The 21117-nt window shown below is 69.1% G+C and carries 16 protein-coding genes; 10 read left to right on the top strand and 6 right to left on the bottom strand.

From position 1 onward, the window contains the following. Positions 1 to 5: 5 nt before the first annotated feature. The 3 genes from fusA (at position 6) to ABT137_RS17085 (ending at position 6725) form a co-directional block, all read left to right on the top strand. The gene (gene fusA, locus ABT137_RS17075; protein WP_351709141.1) at positions 6 to 2132 is read left to right on the top strand and encodes an elongation factor G; all 2127 of its coding nucleotides are present in this window, start codon (positions 6 to 8) and stop codon (positions 2130 to 2132) included. 170 nt (positions 2133 to 2302) lie between these two features. Beyond that, positions 2303 to 3496, top strand: a complete 1194-nt coding sequence (gene tuf, locus ABT137_RS17080; protein WP_351709144.1) for an elongation factor Tu — start codon at positions 2303 to 2305, stop codon at positions 3494 to 3496. 205 nt (positions 3497 to 3701) lie between these two features. Continuing rightward, on the top strand, positions 3702 to 6725 hold the full coding sequence (locus tag ABT137_RS17085; RefSeq protein WP_351709147.1) for a glycosyl hydrolase 115 family protein: 3024 nt from the start codon (positions 3702 to 3704) through the stop codon (positions 6723 to 6725). An 18-nt stretch (positions 6726 to 6743) separates the two neighbouring features. On the opposite strand, the gene ABT137_RS17090 is transcribed toward ABT137_RS17085, so the two are convergent. The 6 genes from ABT137_RS17090 to ABT137_RS17115 all read right to left on the bottom strand — a co-directional run bounded on the left by ABT137_RS17090 (position 6744) and on the right by ABT137_RS17115 (position 12352). Beyond that, on the bottom strand, positions 6744 to 8102 hold the full coding sequence (locus tag ABT137_RS17090) for a S41 family peptidase (RefSeq protein WP_502984527.1): 1359 nt from the start codon (positions 8100 to 8102) through the stop codon (positions 6744 to 6746). 163 nt (positions 8103 to 8265) lie between these two features. Continuing rightward, a complete protein-coding gene (locus tag ABT137_RS17095) occupies positions 8266 to 9111 on the bottom strand; it encodes an FkbM family methyltransferase (RefSeq protein ID WP_351709153.1) in 846 nt (281 codons plus the stop codon). Positions 9112 to 9243: 132 nt separating this feature from the next. Next, on the bottom strand, positions 9244 to 10152 hold the full coding sequence (locus ABT137_RS17100) for a hypothetical protein (protein WP_351709156.1): 909 nt from the start codon (positions 10150 to 10152) through the stop codon (positions 9244 to 9246). Next, entirely contained in the window at positions 10080 to 10967 is an 888-nt protein-coding gene (locus ABT137_RS17105; protein ID WP_351709159.1) for a helix-turn-helix domain-containing protein, read from the bottom strand. Before ABT137_RS17105 ends, ABT137_RS17100 begins: the two co-directional genes overlap by 73 nt. Before the next feature lie 462 nt (positions 10968 to 11429). Continuing rightward, positions 11430 to 11972, bottom strand: coding sequence for an isochorismatase family protein (locus ABT137_RS17110; protein ID WP_351709162.1), 543 nt, complete (start codon positions 11970 to 11972; stop codon positions 11430 to 11432). Between the two features lie 29 nt (positions 11973 to 12001). Next, the gene (locus tag ABT137_RS17115) at positions 12002 to 12352 is read right to left on the bottom strand and encodes a hypothetical protein (RefSeq protein WP_089099441.1); all 351 of its coding nucleotides are present in this window, start codon (positions 12350 to 12352) and stop codon (positions 12002 to 12004) included. A gap of 79 nt (positions 12353 to 12431) precedes the next feature. On the opposite strand from ABT137_RS17115, the gene ABT137_RS17120 reads away from it, so the two are divergent. From ABT137_RS17120 to ABT137_RS17150, 7 genes are all read left to right on the top strand, one after another. Continuing rightward, positions 12432 to 13079, top strand: coding sequence for a hypothetical protein (locus tag ABT137_RS17120; RefSeq protein ID WP_351709246.1), 648 nt, complete (start codon positions 12432 to 12434; stop codon positions 13077 to 13079). Positions 13080 to 13083: 4 nt separating this feature from the next. After that, positions 13084 to 13542, top strand: coding sequence for a hypothetical protein (locus ABT137_RS17125; RefSeq protein WP_351709165.1), 459 nt, complete (start codon positions 13084 to 13086; stop codon positions 13540 to 13542). Between the two features lie 72 nt (positions 13543 to 13614). Next, the gene (locus ABT137_RS17130; protein ID WP_351709168.1) at positions 13615 to 14157 is read left to right on the top strand and encodes an SMI1/KNR4 family protein; all 543 of its coding nucleotides are present in this window, start codon (positions 13615 to 13617) and stop codon (positions 14155 to 14157) included. Between the two features lie 17 nt (positions 14158 to 14174). Beyond that, positions 14175 to 14486 carry a hypothetical protein gene (locus ABT137_RS17135; RefSeq protein ID WP_351709171.1) on the top strand — a complete coding sequence of 104 codons (312 nt, stop codon included), beginning with the start codon at positions 14175 to 14177 and terminating at the stop codon, positions 14484 to 14486. A gap of 115 nt (positions 14487 to 14601) precedes the next feature. After that, positions 14602 to 19242: an RHS repeat-associated core domain-containing protein gene (locus tag ABT137_RS17140; RefSeq protein WP_351709174.1), complete on the top strand. Its 4641-nt coding sequence runs from the start codon at positions 14602 to 14604 to the stop codon at positions 19240 to 19242. A gap of 50 nt (positions 19243 to 19292) precedes the next feature. Then, positions 19293 to 20027 (top strand): hypothetical protein, encoded by a 735-nt coding sequence (locus ABT137_RS17145; protein WP_351709177.1) that lies wholly within the window; start codon positions 19293 to 19295, stop codon positions 20025 to 20027. Further along, complete coding sequence (locus tag ABT137_RS17150; RefSeq protein ID WP_351709180.1) at positions 20021 to 20665, top strand: hypothetical protein; 645 nt, start codon at positions 20021 to 20023, stop codon at positions 20663 to 20665. Before ABT137_RS17145 ends, ABT137_RS17150 begins: the two co-directional genes overlap by 7 nt. Positions 20666 to 21117: the final 452 nt, after the last annotated feature.

The following is a 21117-nucleotide window of genomic DNA, read 5'->3' on the forward strand; positions in this document are numbered from 1 at the left end:
GCCTTATGGCTACCACTTCGCTTGACCTGGCCAAGGTCCGCAACATTGGGATCATGGCCCACATCGACGCGGGCAAGACGACCACCACCGAGCGCATCCTGTTCTACACCGGTGTGTCGTACAAGATCGGTGAGGTCCACGACGGTGCTGCCACCATGGACTGGATGGAGCAGGAGCAGGAGCGTGGCATCACGATCACCTCTGCTGCCACCACCTGTCACTGGCCGCTCGAAGACGTCGACCACACGATCAACATCATCGACACCCCGGGTCACGTCGACTTCACCGTCGAGGTGGAGCGTTCGCTCCGCGTCCTCGACGGCGCCGTGACGGTGTTCGACGGCGTTGCCGGCGTGGAGCCCCAGTCCGAGACGGTTTGGCGTCAGGCGGACCGCTACGGCGTCCCGCGTATCTGCTTCGTCAACAAGCTCGACCGGACCGGTGCCGAGTTCCACCGCTGCGTGGACATGATCAAGGACCGTCTGGGCGCGCAGCCGATCGTGATGCAGCTCCCGATCGGTGCCGAGGCCGACTTCAAGGGTGTCGTCGACCTGGTCACGATGAAGGCCCTCGTGTGGTCCGCCGAGGCGGAGAAGGGCGAGATGTACGACGTTGTCGACATCCCGGCCACCCACACCGAGGCTGCCGAGGAGTACCGCGGCAAGCTCGTCGAGACCGTCGCCGAGAACGACGACGAGATCATGGAGCTGTACCTGGAGGGCCAGGAGCCTTCCGTGGAGCAGCTGTACGCCGCGATCCGTCGTATCACCATCGCGTCCGGCAAGTCCAAGGACGTCACGGTCACCCCGGTGTTCTGTGGTACCGCGTTCAAGAACAAGGGTGTTCAGCCCCTGCTCGACGCGGTCGTGCGCTACCTGCCCTCCCCCCTGGACGTCGAGGCCATCGAGGGCCACGACGTCAAGGACCCGGAGGTCGTGGTCAAGCGCAAGCCGTCCGACGACGAGCCGCTGTCCGCCCTCGCGTTCAAGATCATGAGCGACCCGCACCTGGGCAAGCTCACCTTCGTCCGGGTGTACTCGGGCCGCCTGGAGTCCGGCACGGCCGTGCTGAACTCCGTCAAGGGCCGCAAGGAGCGCATCGGCAAGATCTACCGCATGCACGCGAACAAGCGTGAGGAGATCGAGTCGGTGGGCGCCGGCGACATCATCGCCGTCATGGGTCTGAAGCAGACCACGACCGGTGAGACGCTGTGTGACGACAAGCAGCCGGTGATCCTGGAGTCCATGGACTTCCCGGCGCCGGTCATCCAGGTCGCCATCGAGCCCAAGTCGAAGGGCGACCAGGAGAAGCTGGGCATCGCGATCCAGCGCCTGGCCGAGGAGGACCCGTCCTTCCAGGTCCACTCGGACGAGGAGACCGGCCAGACCATCATCGGTGGTATGGGCGAGCTGCACCTCGAGGTGCTGGTCGACCGTATGCGCCGTGAGTTCAAGGTCGAGGCCAACGTCGGCAAGCCGCAGGTCGCGTACCGCGAGACGATCCGCAAGGCCGTCGAGCGCGTCGACTACACCCACAAGAAGCAGACCGGTGGTACCGGTCAGTTCGCCAAGGTGCAGATCGCGATCGAGCCGCTCGAGGGTGGCGACACCTCGTACGAGTTCGTGAACAAGGTGACCGGTGGCCGTATCCCGAAGGAGTACATCCCTTCGGTGGACGCCGGTGCGCAGGAGGCCATGCAGTTCGGCATCCTCGCCGGTTACGAGATGACCGGTGTCCGCGTGATCCTGCTCGACGGTGCCTACCACGAGGTCGACTCCTCCGAGCTCGCCTTCAAGATCGCCGGTTCGCAGGCCTTCAAGGAGGCTGCGCGCAAGGCGTCCCCCGTGCTCCTTGAGCCGATGATGGCCGTCGAGGTCACCACGCCCGAGGACTACATGGGTGAGGTCATCGGCGACATCAACTCCCGCCGTGGCCAGATCCAGGCCATGGAGGAGCGGGCCGGTGCCCGCGTCGTGAAGGGCCTCGTGCCCCTCTCGGAGATGTTCGGTTACGTCGGCGACCTGCGCAGCAAGACGTCCGGCCGGGCCAGCTACTCCATGCAGTTCGACTCCTACGCCGAGGTTCCCCGGAACGTCGCCGAGGAGATCATCGCGAAGGCCAAGGGCGAGTAGCGCACCGCGTTCCACGCACCGCGCGCACACGCTTTAGGCTTGACCCCGGAGCCTCACGGGCCGTTCCTCCGCATTCGTGGCGGAATGGCCCGGGGCCCGGGACCCAACAGCAAAGATCACCTGGCGCCGAACGAGTCAAGGCGTACAGAACCACTTCCAGGAGGACCCCAGTGGCGAAGGCGAAGTTCGAGCGGACTAAGCCGCACGTCAACATCGGCACCATCGGTCACATCGACCACGGTAAGACGACCCTCACGGCCGCCATTACCAAGGTGCTGCACGACGCGTACCCGGACCTGAACGAGGCGACCGCGTTCGACAACATCGACAAGGCGCCCGAGGAGCGTCAGCGCGGTATCACGATCTCCATCGCGCACGTCGAGTACCAGACGGAGACCCGTCACTACGCGCACGTCGACTGCCCCGGTCACGCGGACTACATCAAGAACATGATCACGGGTGCCGCGCAGATGGACGGCGCGATCCTGGTCGTGGCCGCCACCGACGGCCCGATGCCGCAGACCAAGGAGCACGTGCTCCTGGCCCGCCAGGTCGGCGTTCCGTACATCGTCGTCGCCCTGAACAAGGCCGACATGGTGGACGACGAGGAGATCATGGAGCTCGTCGAGCTCGAGGTCCGTGAGCTCCTCTCCGAGTACGAGTTCCCGGGCGACGACCTGCCGGTCGTCAAGGTCTCCGCGCTGAAGGCGCTGGAGGGCGACCCCGAGTGGACCCAGTCCGTCCTGGACCTGATGTCCGCCGTCGACGAGGCCATCCCGCAGCCCGAGCGTGACGTCGACAAGCCGTTCCTGATGCCGATCGAGGACGTCTTCACGATCACCGGTCGTGGCACCGTCGTCACCGGTCGTATCGAGCGTGGTGTCCTCAAGGTCAACGAGACCGTCGACATCATCGGCATCAAGACCGAGAAGACCACCACCACGGTCACCGGCATCGAGATGTTCCGCAAGCTGCTCGACGAGGGCCAGGCCGGTGAGAACGTCGGTCTGCTGCTCCGTGGCATCAAGCGCGAGGACGTCGAGCGCGGCCAGGTCATCATCAAGCCGGGCTCGGTCACCCCGCACACCGAGTTCGAGGCGCAGGCCTACATCCTCTCCAAGGACGAGGGTGGCCGCCACACGCCGTTCTTCAACAACTACCGTCCGCAGTTCTACTTCCGTACGACGGACGTGACCGGCGTGGTGACCCTCCCCGAGGGCACCGAGATGGTCATGCCGGGTGACAACACCGAGATGAAGGTGGACCTCATCCAGCCCGTCGCCATGGAAGAGGGCCTGAAGTTCGCCATCCGCGAGGGTGGCCGCACGGTCGGCGCCGGCCAGGTCACCAAGATCAACAAGTGATCTCGGCCCGCAAGGGCTGACCAGGCAGGTCTGAAGGGGCCCGTACGACTCCGGTCGTACGGGCCCCTTTGCTGTCCCGTGCCGTCTCGCGGGGTTCGAAACTATTCGGCGCCCACGACCCCTGGTCCGCACGGGCCACTCACCCCACCATTTGTCATGCCGCTGAGCAAATTCGGGTGATCGCATTCGGGTGGAGGGGTGAGCCATGTCTGTCAGCCGGAGGGCTGTCCTGGGCGCGGTGGGTGCGGGAGTCGCCGCGGTGCCGGCGCTGTCGCCGGGGATCGCGTGGGCGGACGAGAGGGACGGCGGACCGCGGGTGACGGACCCGGGCGCGTACATCTCCTTCACCGGTGGAGCATTCCCGCTCGTCGGCGCCCCCGTCGTGGTGAGCGCCGACGACCACTCCGGAGTCGTACGGGTGGTGGGTGACCTCCGCGACGACATCGAGCGGGTGACCGGGGTACGCCCCGCCGCGACCATCGCCCGCCGTGCGGTCCTCGTCGGCACGATCGGCCGCAGCCCGCTGATCGACGGCCTGGTGGCCGCCGGCAAGCTGGACGTGACGGGGATCCGGGGCCGCTGGGAGACCTCGCTCCAGACGGTGGTCGACCACCCGATGCCCGGCGTGGAGCAGGCCTTCGTCATCGCGGGCAGCGACCCGCGCGGCACGATCTTCGGGGCGTACGACGTCTCGTACGGCCTCGGCGTCTCGCCCTGGCACTGGTGGGACGACGTGCCCCCGGTCCACCGCGACCAGGCGTGGGTGCTGCCGGGCCGCCACACACAGGGCACCCCGGCGGTGAAGTACCGCGGCTTCTTCGTCAACGACGAGAACCCGGCGCTCGGCACCTGGGCCCCGGCGTACTTCGGCCCGGGCAAGGCGCCCGGCTGTCCCGGCGGGTTCAACGCGGACTTCTACGCGAAGGTCTTCGAGGTCCTGCTGCGGCTGAAGGGCAACTACCTCTGGCCCGCCGTCTGGGGGCGGGCGTTCGCGGAGGACGACCCGGAGAACCACCGGCGGGCCGCCTTGTACGGTGTTGTCATGGGCACGTCTCACGAGGCGCCCATGATGCGGGGAATCGAGGAGTGGAACCGCCACGCGACCGGCGGCACCGACCCCTACGGGGGCACCGGCGAATGGTCCTACCTCCGCAACGCCGAGGCGATCCGCGCCTACTGGCGGGCCGGCATCCAGCGCATGGTCGACGAGGGCTTCGAGGGCGTGGTCACCCTCGGCATGCGCGGCAACGGTGACACCGGCCTCCCCGACGGCGACGGCATCGAGCTCATGCGGGAGATCATCGCGGCGCAACGGCGGATCATCGAGGAGGTGACCGGGAGACCGGCCGCCGAGACCCCCCAGGTGTGGACCCTGTACAAGGAGGTCCAGCGCTACTGGGACCGGGGGCTGCGGGCGCCCGACGACGTGACCGTCGTCCTCACGGACGACAACTGGGGCAACATCCGCAAGCACCCCTCCCCGCAGGAGCCGCGGGGCGGCGGATACGGCCTCTATTACCACTTCGACTACGTCGGAGCCGGCCGCAACTACAAGTGGGTCGACACCGCCAACCTCCGCAACGTCTGGGACCAGCTCCACCAGGCCCACGCCTACGGCAACCACGGCCTGTGGGTGGCCAACGTGGGCGACCTGAAGGGGAACGAACTCCCGACGGAGTTCTTCCTCACCTACGCGTGGAATCCGGACCGTTGGCCCTTCGACCGGCTGGCCGAGTGGGAGCGCGGATACGCCCGCCAGAACTTCGGCGCGGCGGCGGCGCCGGAGATCGCCGAACTGCTCGCGCGCTACGGCCAGTTGCAGGCGCGCCGCAAACCGGAGCTGCTGAACCGCCGCATCACCCTCTCCGGCACCGGCGAGGTGGTCTACGACGACCGGCAGACGCCCTTCTCCTTCGGCCACGGCGAGTTGGAGCGGGTGACGCAGGAGTGGCGGGAACTCGGAAGGCAGGCGACGCGGATCGCCCGGCGGCTTCCGGCGGCCGCCCAGGACGCCTGGTTCGAACTGGTCGGCTACGAGGTGACGGCGACCGCGAACCTGTACGCGCTGCGGGCGGCCGAGTTCACCAACCTGCTGTACGCACGGCAGGGCAGAGCCGCGACGAACTCCCTGGCCGCGCAGGCGGAGCAGGCCCTGGAGACGGACTTCGCCCTGGCCGACCGCTTCAACTCGCAGGTGGCGGGCGGCAAATGGCAGGGCTTCCAGACCCAGCCGCACATCGACTACGGGGACGTGGACCGGTACGGCCCCAACGCGCCCTGGCAGCAGCCCGAGAAGGACAACGTGGCGCTGCCGGACGTCCTGTTCCCGGCCGTACGACGGATCGAGGTGCCGGAGGCGGCGGGGCTGGGGGTGTCGGTGGACGCGGACGCGGCCGGAGCCGGAACCGGAGCCGAGGCCGAGGGGACCAGGACCCTGCCGCCGTTCAGTCCCTACCAGACCCGCCCGCAGCAGTACGTCGAGATCTTCAACCGGGGCCGGACGCCCTTCGACTACCGGGTGTCGGTGTCGGTGCCGTGGCTGACGGTGGACCGTCCACGGGGGCGGGTGACGGAGCAGGTCAGGGTGGAGGTGCGGGTGGACTGGTCGCGGGCTCCCGCCGGGCGGTCCTCCGGGGTGCTGACGGTCAGCGGGGCGGGGGAGTCGGTGACCGTGGAGTGCGCCGCCGAGCGGCCGCCGGCCCGTGGCCTGCGGGGGTTCGTGGAGGCGGGCGGCTATGTGGCGATCGACGCGGAGCACTACGACCGGGCGGTGGGGGAGTGGCGCCGGCTGGACGGGATCGGCCGCACCGGCGCGGGGATGACGGCGTGGCCGGTGACGGGAGGCTGGGGCGACTCCTGGCCCCGCTTGGAATACGAGGTGAGCCTGCTGTCGGCGGGCGAGGTGACGGTGTGGGCGTACCTGTCCCCGCGGAACCCGGCGCTGCCGACGGGTCCCGGTCTGCACTACGCCCTGTCCTTCGACGACGAGGCGCCCCAGCAGGTCGACATCACCGCGGGCGCGGACGACGGCCTCCTGAACGCGGTGTGGGCCCGCAACACCTCCGACCACGTCAACCGCACGGCGACCCGCCACACCCTGGCGTCCCCCGGGGTCCACCGCCTGACGTTCTGGTCGGTGGACCCCACGGTGGTGGTGCAGCGACTGGTGCTCGACACGGGCGGGCTGACGCCGACGTATCTGGGGCCACTGGAGAGCCGGCGGCTGTAGGAGGAGAGGGGATGGGGATCAGCGGGCGGACCGCAGCAGCTCCACGGCCCGGTCGAACGCCGAGTCCCGGTTCTTCGCGAACTCCTCGTCCGTGAAGACCGGTTCGGTGATCTGTGCCGGAATGCCCGTCCCGTCGAAAGTCCCGCCGGTCCGGGTCAGGTACTCCTCGTTGGGCAGCCAGACCGCCATGCCGTTGGGGAGGCCGCGGACCATGACGTCGGAGAAGACGCCCTGGGTCGGCTGCCCGATCCGGACCGTCCGTCCCGGCCGGTCGATCAGGGCCTGGGTGAAGGTCTCGCCGGCGCTGACGGTGGAGCCGCCGGTGAGGAGGGCGACCGGGCCGGTGTAGCGGGGCTTGGCGGAGGGGACGACGGGGATCGGCTCGGGGCGGGTGTGCTCGGCCGGATCGGCCGGGTCGTTGCGGGCGCGCTTGGAGTAGGCGACGTACGGCGTGTCCGTGAGGCGTTCGGCGATGCGGATGCCGAGGGCGTCGGAGCCGCCGCCGTTGATGCGGAGGTCGATGACCAGGCCGCGGAGGGCGCGGGTGCGGGCCGGGGTGAGGACGGTGTCGAGCGCCCGGTCGAGTTCGGCGAGCTGGGCGGTGTAGGACGGGTCGTCGCGGTCGTATCCGTCGAAGCTCGCGATCCGGAGGTAGCCCAGGCCCTGCTGGTTCAGGTCGGCGTACGTGATGAGGCCGCCCGCGAAGTCCTGTCGGCCGGTGGCCTGTGCGAGGTCGCGTTCGACGACGAACTTCTTCACCTTGTCGTTGAGTTCCTCGGTGGGGACGACGGTGCCGGGGCGTCCCACGCCGTAGTGCCGGTCGCCGTCCAGGACGAGGATGTGCGCGTCGTGCAGCGGGGTGATCATCCGGCTGAAGATGTCGAAGAGCTGGGCCCGGGTGGTGTCCTTGTGAACGAGGGGCCGGTAGCGGTCGCGGACGGCGTGCCAGTCGATGCCCTTGGCGGCGAAGAAGGGGTAGTTCTCCTCGAACGACTGCCAGAAGACGTCGAAGGCGGTGCGCGGGTCGGTCGCGGGCGGGCGGGTGCAGGCGGCAGGCAGGGAGCCGATCCTGCGCAGCTGCCGGTGCCCCACCGCCACGTCGACGCCGAACCGGGCGTGTTCCCCGTCGGGGGCGGGCCGCACGGTGATCACGGCGCCTTCGACGTCGTACGTCCCCGGTTTCGGGGCCGCCGTGGCGAAGTACCCCTTCAGGCAGCTGACGGCGGTGGTCTGGTACTCCTGCGCCCCCCGCCCGTCGATGGCGAGGACGGTCCCGTAGCCGTCCATGCGCCACAGCCCGGTGGTGGTTGCGGTGGCGGCCTTGGCGGTGGTGCCCGGCGCCGCCACCGCGGCCGGTACGGCCAGGGCGAGGGCCAGGAGAGATGCTGCGGTCCCGACGGCGTTTCGCACGATGGCGTCCTTCCCCCTGCACGCGACTGACGTTTCCGTCCTTCACGGTGCCGGACGCCGAGGAGCCCCGACCATCCGGCAGACGGGCGGCTCGGGGGTGGGGACAGCCTCAGTGCAGCGAAGCTCTGGCTCAGTCCCGCGGGGCGAAGAGCAGGTTGCGGGTGTGCGGCGGCCGGGGTTCGTTCCAGGGCACCAGCGCACCGTCGTGCTCGGCGATCCAGTGGACGTCGTAGCCGAGGGGTTCGAACTCGGCGATGAGGTCGTCGAGGGAGGCGTCGACCAGGGCCTCCATCACCAGGGTCGGCCGGTCCCGCTTCAGCACCTGCCGGGCGCCGCGGAGCACCGACATCTCGTGCCCCTCCACGTCGATCTTGACGAGGTCCAGCTTGGTCTCGGCGAACACCTCGTCGAGGGTGAGCAGCTGGATGCGCTTCTGCTGGGCGTCAGGGGCGGCGCCGCCTTCCAGGGTCGAGCCGGTGGAGAGCAGGTTCCCGGAGAAACGGACGCTGATGTCGGCCCAGCCGGGCTCGCTGGAGACGCCGGCCTGGTGGAGCTTGATGTTCTGGAGGCCGTTGGAGCGGACGTTCACCGAGAGCCGGGCGTGGATCTGGTCGACCGGCTCGAAGGAGTGCACCTTCGCCTTCGGGTTGGCATGCGCGGCGATCATCGAGAAGTAGCCGACATGGGCGCCGACGTCCGCGATCGTCGAGCTCTGCGCGGCCAGCTGCGACCAGGTGGCGAGCGTGCCGGGCTCGTAGCCGAACGTCCCGTTCCACAGGGTGTCCATGGCCACCGCATCGTCGTTCACGCAGAACATCACGAACGGCGGACAGTACGGCGACTCGATCTCCACGTAGCCCCGGTACGGGAACTTCTTGCGGTGGACGCGGATGATGTCCCCGGTGGCGACCGGCCTGACCGATGGCGCGTGGGCCAGCATGCGGGCGTTGGCGGCTTCGACCTCGGAAATACGCATTGGGCGATGGTAAAGGCAGGGTGAGAGAATGTCACAGGGTTTGAAAATGATCAGGAAGGGAACTTCACAGGCTTTCCGAGCGGTATTTCCGGAGGTTGTTCATTTCGAATAACCTGGAATTAACCCGTCCTTTTACTTGGGCTGCATGAAGAGCTCGTCCGTGGTGGTGGCTGTGGCGGCGCGGGTGAGCCAGGTGGTGAGGGTGTCGTGGTCGTCGCAGGTGGTGATGCGGTCGCGGGCTTCGTCGCTGATGTCGATGCCACGGCCGCTGAGGACGACGAGGAGGGCTTCGGCGAGGCCGTTGGAGAGACCTTCGGAGAGACCTTCGGAACGGCCTTCGGCACGCAGGGCTTGGGCCGTCTGGGACTGGAAGATGGAGAGGTCGACGGCCATGAGGTGCCTCCAGAGGTCCGCGGCCGGCGTCTTGCCCAGGCCTTGTTCGGTGAGCTCGATGTAGATGCTCGCGGTGTCTTCGTCGTCGGCCTGCAGGCCCTTCAGGGCGGCTGCCAGTGCTTTCAGTATGGCATCGGACTCCGGCGCCCGGCTGTGCAGCGCGGAGGACAGCACCGCGAGGGAGATGTCCTTGGCGGCCGCTTCCGGCGTGTCGATGACCGGGACGGTGTCCGGGCCCAGGACGAGCGGGCGCAGGGTGAGGGTGGGCCACTGCGGGGGACCGAGGCTGACCTGTTGTGCCGCCCAGGCGGCCGTGTGCCTGTCCCGGCAGACGACCAGCAGTACCGCCGGCATCTTGTACTTGGCGTAGAGATACGCCAAGTAGTAGGCCCAGCTGGCGGGCTTGTCGAGGTCCTGCCTGCCCTGGGCCTCCACGGCGAGGAGGAAGCTGCCGTCTTTCACCGTGTCGAGGCGGAGGAGGGTGTCCACCCGGCGTTCCAGGGGGCGGTTCTCCGTCAGGTCCGTGGGAAACGGTGATGCCGAGACCGGATCGCTGAAGGAGACGCCGAGCGCCCTTACGGCTCGGGGGAAGAGCCCCGGATCCTGCTGGAAGATCCGGTGCATCGCTTCGTGCGGGGAGCTGACCATGAGGGGAATCGGGGCCTCTCGTCGTAGTCGTAGGGCCTGGGAGTGGGGTGGTCAGGCCGCTCTCTGCAGCGGCCGGGCTCCGCCGCGCGGAACGGGCGGTCGCAGCCGTCGCAGTCCTGGAAGGGGAGCGGACGCGGTGGGGCGGGCGGTGGTGGAGGTGGCAGGTACTCCGTGAGGCGGTGGGCCAGGAGGCCTGCCGGGTGGCGGAGCGGCTCGGCCGGGAGGCAGGACGTCAGGGTGCGTCGTACGGCATCGGGCGAAGCCCTGCGTTCGAGCCAGGCGTCGACGGCCGGGGCGAGCCGTCGCACCTCGCGTTCGGGGAGGAGGAGACGGGGGTCGTCGTGGTGGAGGCGGGAGAGGAGCGTGGTGGCCGTGCGCCGCGGATCGGGCGCGCCGCGCGTGGGCTCCGGCAGAGGTGGCTCCGGCGGGCGCGGTGGCGGTGCTGCCGGGGGCTGTGCCCGCTCCGGGCGGGGCGGCGGTGGAGGCGGGGGTGGCGGCGTAACCTCTCGTACCTCCTCCACCCCCGTCGGCCGGTTGTACGACACCGTCCGCGAGACCACCCGGCCGTTCGGCGGCCGCTCGCGCGTCCGGGACAGGTAGCCGTGGGCCTCCAGTTCGCGCAGCGCCGCCGCGATCCGCACCTCGCCCTCCGGGAAACGCGCGGTCAGCGACTTGATGTCGATGCGGGCGCCGGTCGGCAGCGACTGGATGTGGCCGGCGAGGCCGATCGCGGTGAGGGAGAGTGCGCGGTGCTGGAGGAGGCGGTTGTCGACCACCGTGTACCGCGTGGTGAGCCGGACGTTGACGTGGGTCACCCCGGAGGAGGGGTTCGGCCCGGGAACGGCTGACCGGGCGCGCGAGGGCGCGCTAGTGTGCTCTGCATCCATCGGGAAGGGTTGTCTTCCTAGGTGGTCAGGCCCTCGATCGGGATCGCTAGTCCCGGCCGGGGGCCGTCGTATGTGCGTGGCGGGTGACCGTGTGTTGCCCTGGCCGTCACCCGCTGTTGTCGCGGCGAGCATATGCCGGGCAACCGGCACCAAATCCAGCCCAGTTGGCCATGTTCACTCCGGAGGGTGACGGGCGGCGGCGGGGAGGCGGGTGGGGTTGGGGAGGGGGATTTCCCTGGGTTTCTTAACTACTTGGCGGCGGGCGTCACCGCCTCGCGGCGGACCGCGTGCCGGTGATGCCGATGGATCGCGGGGAGCGCGCCGGGGTTGTCGGCGGGGTCGAGGTGCTGAACGTCGAGGACTGCTCGGCGGCGGGGCGTTCGTGACCGGTCAGGTCGCCCATGAGGCGTCGAAGCGGATCTCCGCCGCCGGAGCCACCGTGACCGACCTGCCCGCGTACTGGATGATCGAGAAGATTCCGTTGTGGTGCGCGACGATCTGTGCGGCCGTGGGCTGGGCGCCGGCCGGGCGTTCCATCGTGGTGTGGCCGTCGGCGACGAGGACGAGGTCGTAGCCGTGGGAGAGGGCGCTGCGGCTGGTGGAGTCGACGCAGTAGTCGGAGGCGTAGCCGGTGACGACGAGACGGTGTACGGCGAGCTCGGCCAGGACCTCGCCGAGCGCCGTGCCGAGGAAGGAGTCCGCGCTGTCCTTGTCGAGGACGACGTCCCCCGGCCGGGGCGTCAGCGTCGGATGGACTTCCAGCCACTCCGCGGGCACCTGATCGAACTGCTGCCGCAGGTAGACGACCGGTACCCCCGCCGCGCGGGCCCGATCCGCAAGCTCGGCGACCCGCCCCAGGCAGGCGTCGCCGTCGTAGGCGTCCTTCAACAGGGCACGCTGCATGTCGATGATGAGCAGTGCGGTGTCCGGCATGCCGTGAGTCTGTCCCCGCGGAAACCTGACTACTCCGCCTTGTTCCCGCCACCGCTCTGCGGTTGCTGCTGGCCCTCCGGCCGTACCGCGTCCTTCGCCTTCTTCGCGAGGTCGTCGTCCAGCTTCTTGAACTCGCGGACCACGGTGTCGGACATGTCGGCGAGGGAGTCGATCTGCTTGGTGATGTCCTCGCGGCCGTCGTGCCAGTTGGACTCGAAGTCGTCGAGGGCGTCGTAGACCGTGCCGCTGCCGACGTCGTCCTTGTAGGACTCGAACATCTTCTTGGTGTGGTTGAGACGTTCCTTGATGGAGCGCAGCTTGCGGCCGTAGTCCTCAAGCTCGCTCAGCGGTATGGCGAGATCGCTCTTGCCGTTGCCCACGTGACCGTCCCCCGTTCGCGCGTCTCGTAGTCTGGGCCGCACCGTATATCAGATCATCGGGGGAGGGGTGGCGTACAGCATGGCCCGCTACATGGAGACGCTCACCATTCAGCGCGGCGGTTTCCGGATCAAGGTGCCGGAGTCGTGGTGGGAGTTCGACGTACGGCCGGAGTCGCGGGACGACTCGATCCGGCGGATGGTGAACGAGCGGATCGCCCAGCACCCGGAGCTGGCGCAGTACCGGGACACGTACGTCGGCTTCCTGCGCAGGTCCGCGGCCGACGCGTGGAAGTCGGGCGCGATGTACTGCGGCTGCATGGCGGAGAGCTTCGGCGGCGACACCCCGATCACCGGCTCGGTCACGGTGTCGCTGGTCGGCGGCCGTACCCGCGAGGGCGCGCCCCTCTCCAACGACCCGGCCGCCATCGCCGCCCAGCTCGCCCCCAAGGAGGCCCACCGGGAGGGCGACTCCTGGCGCAAGGTGACGACCGTCGACATCCCCGGCGTCGGCCCCGCCGCCCGCACCTACGGCATCGAGGACATCCCGATCCCGGAGGACAGCCTCAACCGCACGATCCGCGCGGTCCTGATGCAGACCTTCATCCCGGTCCCCGGCCAGGAGGGCAAGGTCGCCCTGGTGGCCGGCAGCAGCCAGGTCCTCGACCTCGCCGACTCCTTCTTCGACATCTTCGACGCGATCACGTCGACGTTCCGGTTCGCGGACTGATCCTTTGCGGTGGGAGACGGGCGAGGGTTTGCTGGGGCTCGACGACCCTGCGGAATGGGACGCCGCGTTCGAACGCGGCGAGGACCATCTCGGCACGGCGGTGATCGGGCTGGCGTTCCACTGCCCGCTGGAGGAGGCGTCGCCCCGGATCGTCAAGGTGATGGGGTTCCCGGACGGCCTCCAGCGGACGAACGCCTTCGTCGCGGCCGGGCACGCGGCACGGCTCAACGGGCGGCTGACCCCGGAACTGTTCGCGGCCTTGCGCGCCGAAGGCCTCGGCGGCGTCGCCGAGCACCCGATCAGGGACACGCTGACCTTCGTGCCGTACCGGGACCTGCCGCCCTGGTTCAAGCGCCTGCGGGCGTACGTGACGGTGCGGAACAAGCTGGAGTACTGGTGGCTGCGCTCCGTGGACGCGATCGAAGACGGCCGGCGGATCCTGCGCGGCCGCGGCCACCGCTGAACGGACGGAGCTGCAGTGACGACCGCACGAGAAGAGCTGCTGCGACTCGTACCGCCGCCCACGGATGCGGCCGTGGGCGCTGTCGACTGGGAGCGAGTGGAGGACGAACTCGGTGTCCCCCTGCCCGACGACTACAAATGGCTGTCGGAGCGGTACGGGCCGGGCGGCTTCGACGATTTCATGACCATCCTGCATCCGCATTCACAGTTCTGGCCGACACGTCTCGTCGACGCCGCCGAGCGCGCCGCCGAGTTGCTGGAGCAGATGCCGGAGAGCTTGCAGAAGAAAGTCCCGTACAGGATCGATCACCTCCTGGCGGTCGGGAAGACCGACAACGGAGACACGATCTACTGGGTCACCGAACCCGAGGCAGCCTCGGACGAATGGACCGTCACGGCGAATGGGGCACGCAACACCAAGTGGCCCCACTTCGACGGCGGAGTCGTGGAGTTCCTCGTGGCCGTCCTTTCCGGCACAACCCGCATGGACGTGTTCCCCGGCGACTTCCCCAGCGCCCGTCCCGCCTTCGCACCGGAGCCGGATCCGGAAACCGTCCGCCGTCGACCGAGGGCGCGGCGCCCTGACTGCTCGACACCAGAGGGGGCATCGGGGTGAGAACCAAGGAATTTCTTGTGGAACTCGACGAGGGGATGCTCGAGTTCTTCCGGGACATCGCCGAAGTGCTGGTGACCAGGTTCGGTGTTTCTCCCGCAGAGGCGGTTGCGCGGGTCAACGCGGCCTATGAAGGCGCGGAGACAGAACCCTATCCGGATCTCATGTGCCATGAGTTTCCCGAGTTCTGGGCCTACCGGCTCTACTTCGAGCCCAAGGAGCGGCGGACACCGGACGGAGACCCCGAAGAGGACCTGTCCGGCTGGAACGCGCGCCCGGCGCCGCCCAAGGGCTCACGCTTCTGGACCATCAGTGACCGTCCCGGCGCCTGAGAGCCCGGCCCACGGCCCAGTCTGCGCGCCGGGCTTCACCTCGAACGGTCGTTCCTTGTAAGTTCACTTGTGCACAGGGTTCTTGACGTGGCGTACGCGACGGGGGTTGCGGGACATGGCGGGGTACCGACCGGCGGACTGGCATCCACTCGACCTCGACAGGGACCCCACCCCCGGTGACCCGCAGCGCGTCCGCACCCTCGCCACGCAGCTGCACGACTTCGCCGACGACGTCTCCGACGCGCTCCGCCTGGTCAAGGGCATGGCCGGCGAGGACACCCTCCTCCAATGGGCCGGCAAATCCGCCGAGGTCTTCAAGGAGCAGTTCAAGGACGTCCCGAAGAACCTGAAGAAGCTGAAGAAGTCGTACGAGATGTGCGGTGACGCCCTCGCGGACTACTGGCCGAAGCTGGAGCGGGCGCAGGCGCTGGCGGACAAGGCTCTCGCCAAGGCGAAGGAGGCCCAGTCGGACCTGTCCTCCGCCAAGTCCCGCCTCTCCTCAGCCGATTCCTGGGTCACCCGGGCGACGAAGGAAGCCGACAAGTACAAGGACGACCCCACCGGCAGCAAATCCACCGCCGACAAGCCGGACGAGGGGAAGGTGCGGGCGGCCACCCGGGACGTGCAGAGCGCCAGGTCCGCGCACACCCAGGCCCAGTCGGACGTCACCACCGCCCAGAACGCCCTCGACGCCGCGAAGAAGATGGCCGAGGACGCCCGCAAGATGCGCGACGACGCCGCGGGCGAGGCGAAGCGGAAGATCGACGAGGCCTCCGACGCGGGGATCCCGAACCGGCACTGGTGGCAGGACGTCGGTCACTGGTTCGAGGACAACTGGGACACCATCGTCACGGTCTGCAAGGTCGTCGTCGCGGTCGTCGGGATCATCGCGATGATCATCGGCGGGCCGATCCTCGGCGCGATCGTGCTCGTCGCCGCGCTCGTCGTGCTCGCGGACACCCTCTACAAATACTCCCAAGGGCAGGCGTCCCTATGGGATGTGGCGTTCGCGGCCCTGGACTGCATACCCGGCGGCAAGGGCATCACATCGCTCGGCAAGCTCGCCAAGGGTGTGAAGGAGATGAAGTTCCTCAAGGGCGGCCTCAAGGCCATGGGCAGAGGACTCGGCAAGGACCTGCGCAAGGGAGCCGAGGACGCCCTGGAGAAGAGCAAGCCGGGCAAGGGGCGGTGCAAGAACGGCGACCCCGTCGACATGGTCTCCGGGGAGATGCTCATCGAGCAGACCGACGTGGGGCTGCCCGGTGTGCTTCCCGTCATCCTCCGCCGGGCGCACCTGTCCACCTACCACTGGGGCAACTGGTTCGGCGAGTCATGGGCGTCCACTCTCGACGAGCGGCTGGAAGTGGACGAGGACGGGGTGCTGTTCGCCACCGAGGACGGCATGATCCTCTGCTATCCGGTTCCGGGTGCCGACGGTCCGGCGCTGCCGGTTGCGGGACCGCGCTGGCCGCTGACCTCGGACGACGAACACCCCGGGGAGCTTCGGGTCACCGACCCCAAAACGGGGATCACCCGGCACTTCTCCCCCTCGGCGAACGGTAATCGGAACGAATCGGCGTTCACCCTGCCGCTGGCCGCGATATCGGACCGCAACGGCAACCGCGTCCACTTCGACCGCACCCCCGACGGCGCGCCCGTGGCGGTACGGCACTCCGGCGGGTACCACCTCGACGTCCACACCCGAGGCGGCCGCGTGGTCGGGCTCAGTCTGCGCAACCCCGCCGATGGGCCCGCGGGAACGGCGATGCTGCGGTTCGGCTACGACGGGGCCGGGGACCTCACGGCGATCCACGACTCCACCGGAGTGCCGTACACCTTCGCCTACGACCTCGCTGGAAGGATCGAGTCCCGAACCGACCGGAACGGCTCCTGGTACCGCTACAGCTACGACGACCACGACCGTGTCGTCCGGGGCGAGGGCGCAGACGGCGTGCTCGACTGCACCATCGAGTACGACACGGAGGCCCGTGCCACCCGGTACACCGACTCCCTCGGTCGTACCACCGTCTACCGGCACAACGAGCGGCTGCAGTTGGTCTCCACCACCGATCCGCTCGGTGCGGCCGTGCACAACGTGTGGGACGAGTACGACCGGCTGGTGAGCCGCACCGACGCCCTGGGGCACACCTTCGGCTACCTCTATGACGCCGCTGGCAACATCACGAGAATCACGCGCCCCGACGGCACGTCCGCGTCGGCCGTCTACAACGACCTCCACCTGCCGGTCGCCGTGACGGAGGAGGACGGTGTCGCATGGCAGCACCGCTACGACGAACGAGGAAACCGGACCGCCACCCGCGATCCACTCGGCGCCGAAACCCACTACACCTACGACGCGGCCGGATTCCTGACAGACGTCACCGACGCCCTGGGAAACCGGCGCACCGCTGTCGCGAACGCCGTGGGGCTGCCGGTCCGGCTCACGAACCCGCTCGGCAGCGTCTCGACGGCCGAGTACGACGCCTTCGGCCGGACGACGGCACTCACCGGAGCGCTGGGGCAGGTCACCCGGTTCGGATGGACCGTCGAGGGGCGGCTCTCCTGGCGGCAGACCGGTGACGCACCCGCGGAACGCTTCGAGTGGGACCCCGCCGGAAACCTCGTGCGGTACACCGACGAGGCCGGCAACACCAGCACCTACACGCCCACGCATTTCCAGCTCGCCGCCGCCCGGACCCGCCCCGACGGCTCGCGCTACACGTTCACCTACGACACCGAGCTGAACCTGGTCCAGGTGACCAACCCCCAGGGTGCCACCTGGGACTACGCCTACGACGCGGTGAACCGGGTGATCGCCGAGACCGACTTCAACGGGCGCACGCTCACGTACGAGGTGAACGCCATGGGAGGGCTCGTGGCGGCCACCAACGGCGCCGACGAGACTGTCTCCTTCGGCAGGGACGCCCTGGGCCGTACGACTTCCTTCCGGCACGACGAACAGACCACGGTGCTCCGCTACGACAGACAGGGGCAACTGGTCGAACAGGCCGGACCGGAGGTCAGGGTCGACCGTGCCTACGACCCCGTGGGCAGGCTCGTCTCGGAGAGCGTCAACGGCCGCACCACGACCTTCCGTTACGACGCACTCGGCCGCCGGGTCGAGCGTCGGACACCGTCCGGGATCGTCTCCACGTGGACCTACGACGCAGCAGGACGCCCCGACGGCCTGGAGGCCGCGGGCCATCGGATCGGCTTCCGGTTCGACGCCGCGGGACGGGAGACCGCCCGCAGCCTGGGCCCCGGGATCACGCTCGGCCAGTCCTGGGACGAGGCCAACCGGCTCACGTCCCAGACGCTCTCCCGGCACCCGGAGGGCGCGGAGACGTTGCTCCAGCACCGCAGCTACGCCTACCGCGCCGACGGCTACCTGGCAGAGCTGAGTGAACTGACCAGCGGCACGCGGCGGTTCGCCCTCGACGCCGGCGGACGCGTCACCGCCGTCCACGCCAGCGACTGGACCGAGACCTACGCCTACGACGACCTCGGGAACCTGGTCCAGGCCTCGACACCGGTCACCGGTGGCGACGACAGGGACCGGGAGTTCTCGGGAACCCTGATCCGCCGATGCGGCCGGACCCGCTACGAACGGGACTCCGACGGCCGGATCGTCCGGTCGGTACGCCGACTGCTCAACGGGCAGAGACGCGTGCGCGCGTTCGCCTGGAACAGCCAGAGCCAGCTCGTCGGCGCGGTGACGCCGGAGGGCACACGCTGGCGCTACCTCTACGACGCTGAGGGCCGCAGAGTGGCGAAGCAGTGTTTCGCCGCGGATGGCGCCCTCGCCGAGGAGACGCGCTTCACCTGGGACGGCGCACGGCTCGCCGAACAGGTCACGGCGAGCGGTCGGGTGACCTCCTGGGACTACGCCCCGGGTACCCACCTGCCGCTGACCCAGATCGACCGCCGGCCGGACGGTCCCGACGGGGGCACCCGCTTCCACGCGGTGATCACCGACCTGTCGGGGGCGCCCGCCGAACTCGTCTCACCCGACGGCGAGCTGGTCTGGAAGCGGCTCACCACGCTGTGGGGTCTGCCCGTGGGGGTGCAGTCCGGCAGTACGGGGGACTCGGCGGACGCGGTCGCCTGCCCGCTGCGCTTTCCCGGGCAGTACGCCGACGCCGAGACCGGGTGGCACTACAACCGCCACCGCCACTACGACCCCGAGACCGGGCACTACACGACTCCCGATCCGCTCGGGCTGCTGCCCGCCGCGAACGACACCGCCTATGTGTCCAACCCTTACCGGTGGATCGACCCGCTCGGCCTGTACCGGGACGAGGACAACGGCCAGTACGCGCGCGACCCCGACGCGCCCGAGACGGCGCACAACAGGAAGAGCGAGTACCCGTCCAGTTACCGGGAGTCGACACACGACGAGATGGCCAAGAACTGGACGCTGGAAGGGGTGGACCAGGACGCGCGGCCGGTCGACTCGAAGGGCAACAAGATCCCGCGGGAGGATCTCACCTGGTTCGACTCCAAGGGTGACATCATCTGGGACCCGAAGAACCCCGGTTCGAAACCGTTCCATGAGACGGTCACGTACGAGCACACGCAGCCCGTCGTGGATCACTGGAACAGCACCGGCTACGACACCGGCCGGGCCACCAGGAACGACTTCTACAACGACGCCAGCAAGATGGAAGCGATGGAGAAGAGCAAGAACTCCCGCGGTGGGGCGCTGATGGACGCGCGGTATCGCCAGGACACCGGCGACAACTACTCCTGCCGCTGAAGGCCGGGCCGTCCGGCCCGGAACCGACCCCGGACCCCCCGGAAGGAACCATGGATCTGCAGTCCACCGTCACCGCGTTCCCGCGGGCCACGCCGATCGACGGCATGGACCGCGCCTGGACGTGGCGGCTGAACCCGGTGCTGAACTTCGCGGGCGCGCTGACCGCCGACGGTACCCGGCTTCTCCAGATGAACCAGGTACGCCGGCACGACGAGGCGCTGGCCCGCGCGGTCCTGGCTTTCGCCCGCGCGCACGAGTCCGAGCTGATCACCGAGGGGCGCTTCCTGATCTGTGTCGGCGGCTTCGAGGCGCCCGGATATTCCTTCGACGCCGTCGCGGCCACCGTCCCCGGGGTGCACGGCCACCACCGGGTCCAGAACCCCGACCTCACGCCGGTGACCACCATCGTCTTTCCCGCGTACCGGTGCGAGTTCTCGGGGCTGGAGACGCTGGAGGAGGCGGAGGCCAGGTACCACAAGATGCTGGCCACCGCGGACATCGGCCGTGCGCCCATGCCGTTCCTGAAGATGCGCTTCGACAACCCGCGTACCGGCGGAGGCAGCAACAACCCGGGGCGTGCCCTGGCCCGGCCCGAGGTCCTGCTGGCCGAGATCCCGGAGCTGAGGAACGCTCCCGGTGGATTCGTGGAGTACGAGAACCACGCCGGTGAGGTGCGCCGCGTGCAATGGGACCAGGACGGCACGTGGGTGCTCTCGGACGCGTCCGGGACACAAGAGCTGGGCCTCGACGAGCTTCTGCCCCTGGTGGAGGCGAGCCTGTGCTGACCCCCCGGTCGGCCGGCCCCCTGGCCCGTACGGATGGTGACGCGGTGCCCGGCGCCCCCCGGCGGGGCCTGGCGGTCCACCGCCTCCTGCCGAGCCTGGTCGACTACGAGACGCTGCGACTGAACGGCACGGACGAGGTCCGGCTCATGCGCTGGCAGGGTCAGGGAGGTGAGGAGGAGCGGCCCACCGGGCTGCGTGCCGAATGGCTGGACGACGACGGTACGCCCAAGAGCGAGTTTCCCAGCAGCAGCCCCGCCGCCCCCGTGCTCAGCCGCCGGCTCGCCGAGCGGTTCGGAGAGGAGCTGATGACGGCCGGAAGCCTGGTGCCCGTGGCGATCGACAAGGCCGAGGGCGACGACTACGTCCTCTACCTGGTCGACCAGGTGGTCGACTGCCTGGATCTGCGCAGGTCGTCCAAGCCGAAGCGGAACGGCGAGGTCAAGAGGCCCGTGTACCGGCCCGAGGCACTGCCGGCCCAGCTGCCTGCCTTCCGTCTGCCGCAGTTCCCCCGTGCCGTTCAGTGGAACGGCTGGGTCGTCGATCGGCTGCTCGACCTCACGGGGGACCAGATCGAGGCCCGTCTGACCTGGTCGGAGGAGCCCGGGGCCGTGGTCCACCCCGATCCGTGGGGGTTCTGAGCCCTGTCGGCGGGGGAGTCCCGGCGCGTACACCCGAGCCTGTGTTTGACCTTCGCCCCCCTGGGGGTATGCTCTCCGCCCCCCGATTGGCCAGCCCCCCGCCCTCTATGGCAGACTGTCGGAGTTGCTCGGCCGAGTGTTGATGCTGCGCGCCTCCCGCCGGGAGGACCGGAAGCGAGTCCCACAGTACTCGTCGTCCTAACTGCCACTACGGCAGCACTGGGGCGGACGTACGGGAATCTTTCGGGAAGTGCAGTGCGGCACCGGCCAGGCGCCCGGTGGGCCTTCCGCCCCCGGCTTGCGGTTCCGGAAGGGCCGTGCTTCCCAGCAGGGATGCTCGAACAAGGGGCATCTGTGTCGGTGAGAGCGCGACACACCCGACCGCGTGGGTCGGAGAAGGATGGCGGAACCGCCGGGTTCCAGAGCGTGCAAAGACAGGACTACTGAGTAGC

This window comes from Streptomyces sp. NPDC001980 (genome assembly GCF_040296885.1).
Classification (GTDB): Bacteria; Actinomycetota; Actinomycetes; order Streptomycetales; family Streptomycetaceae; genus Streptomyces.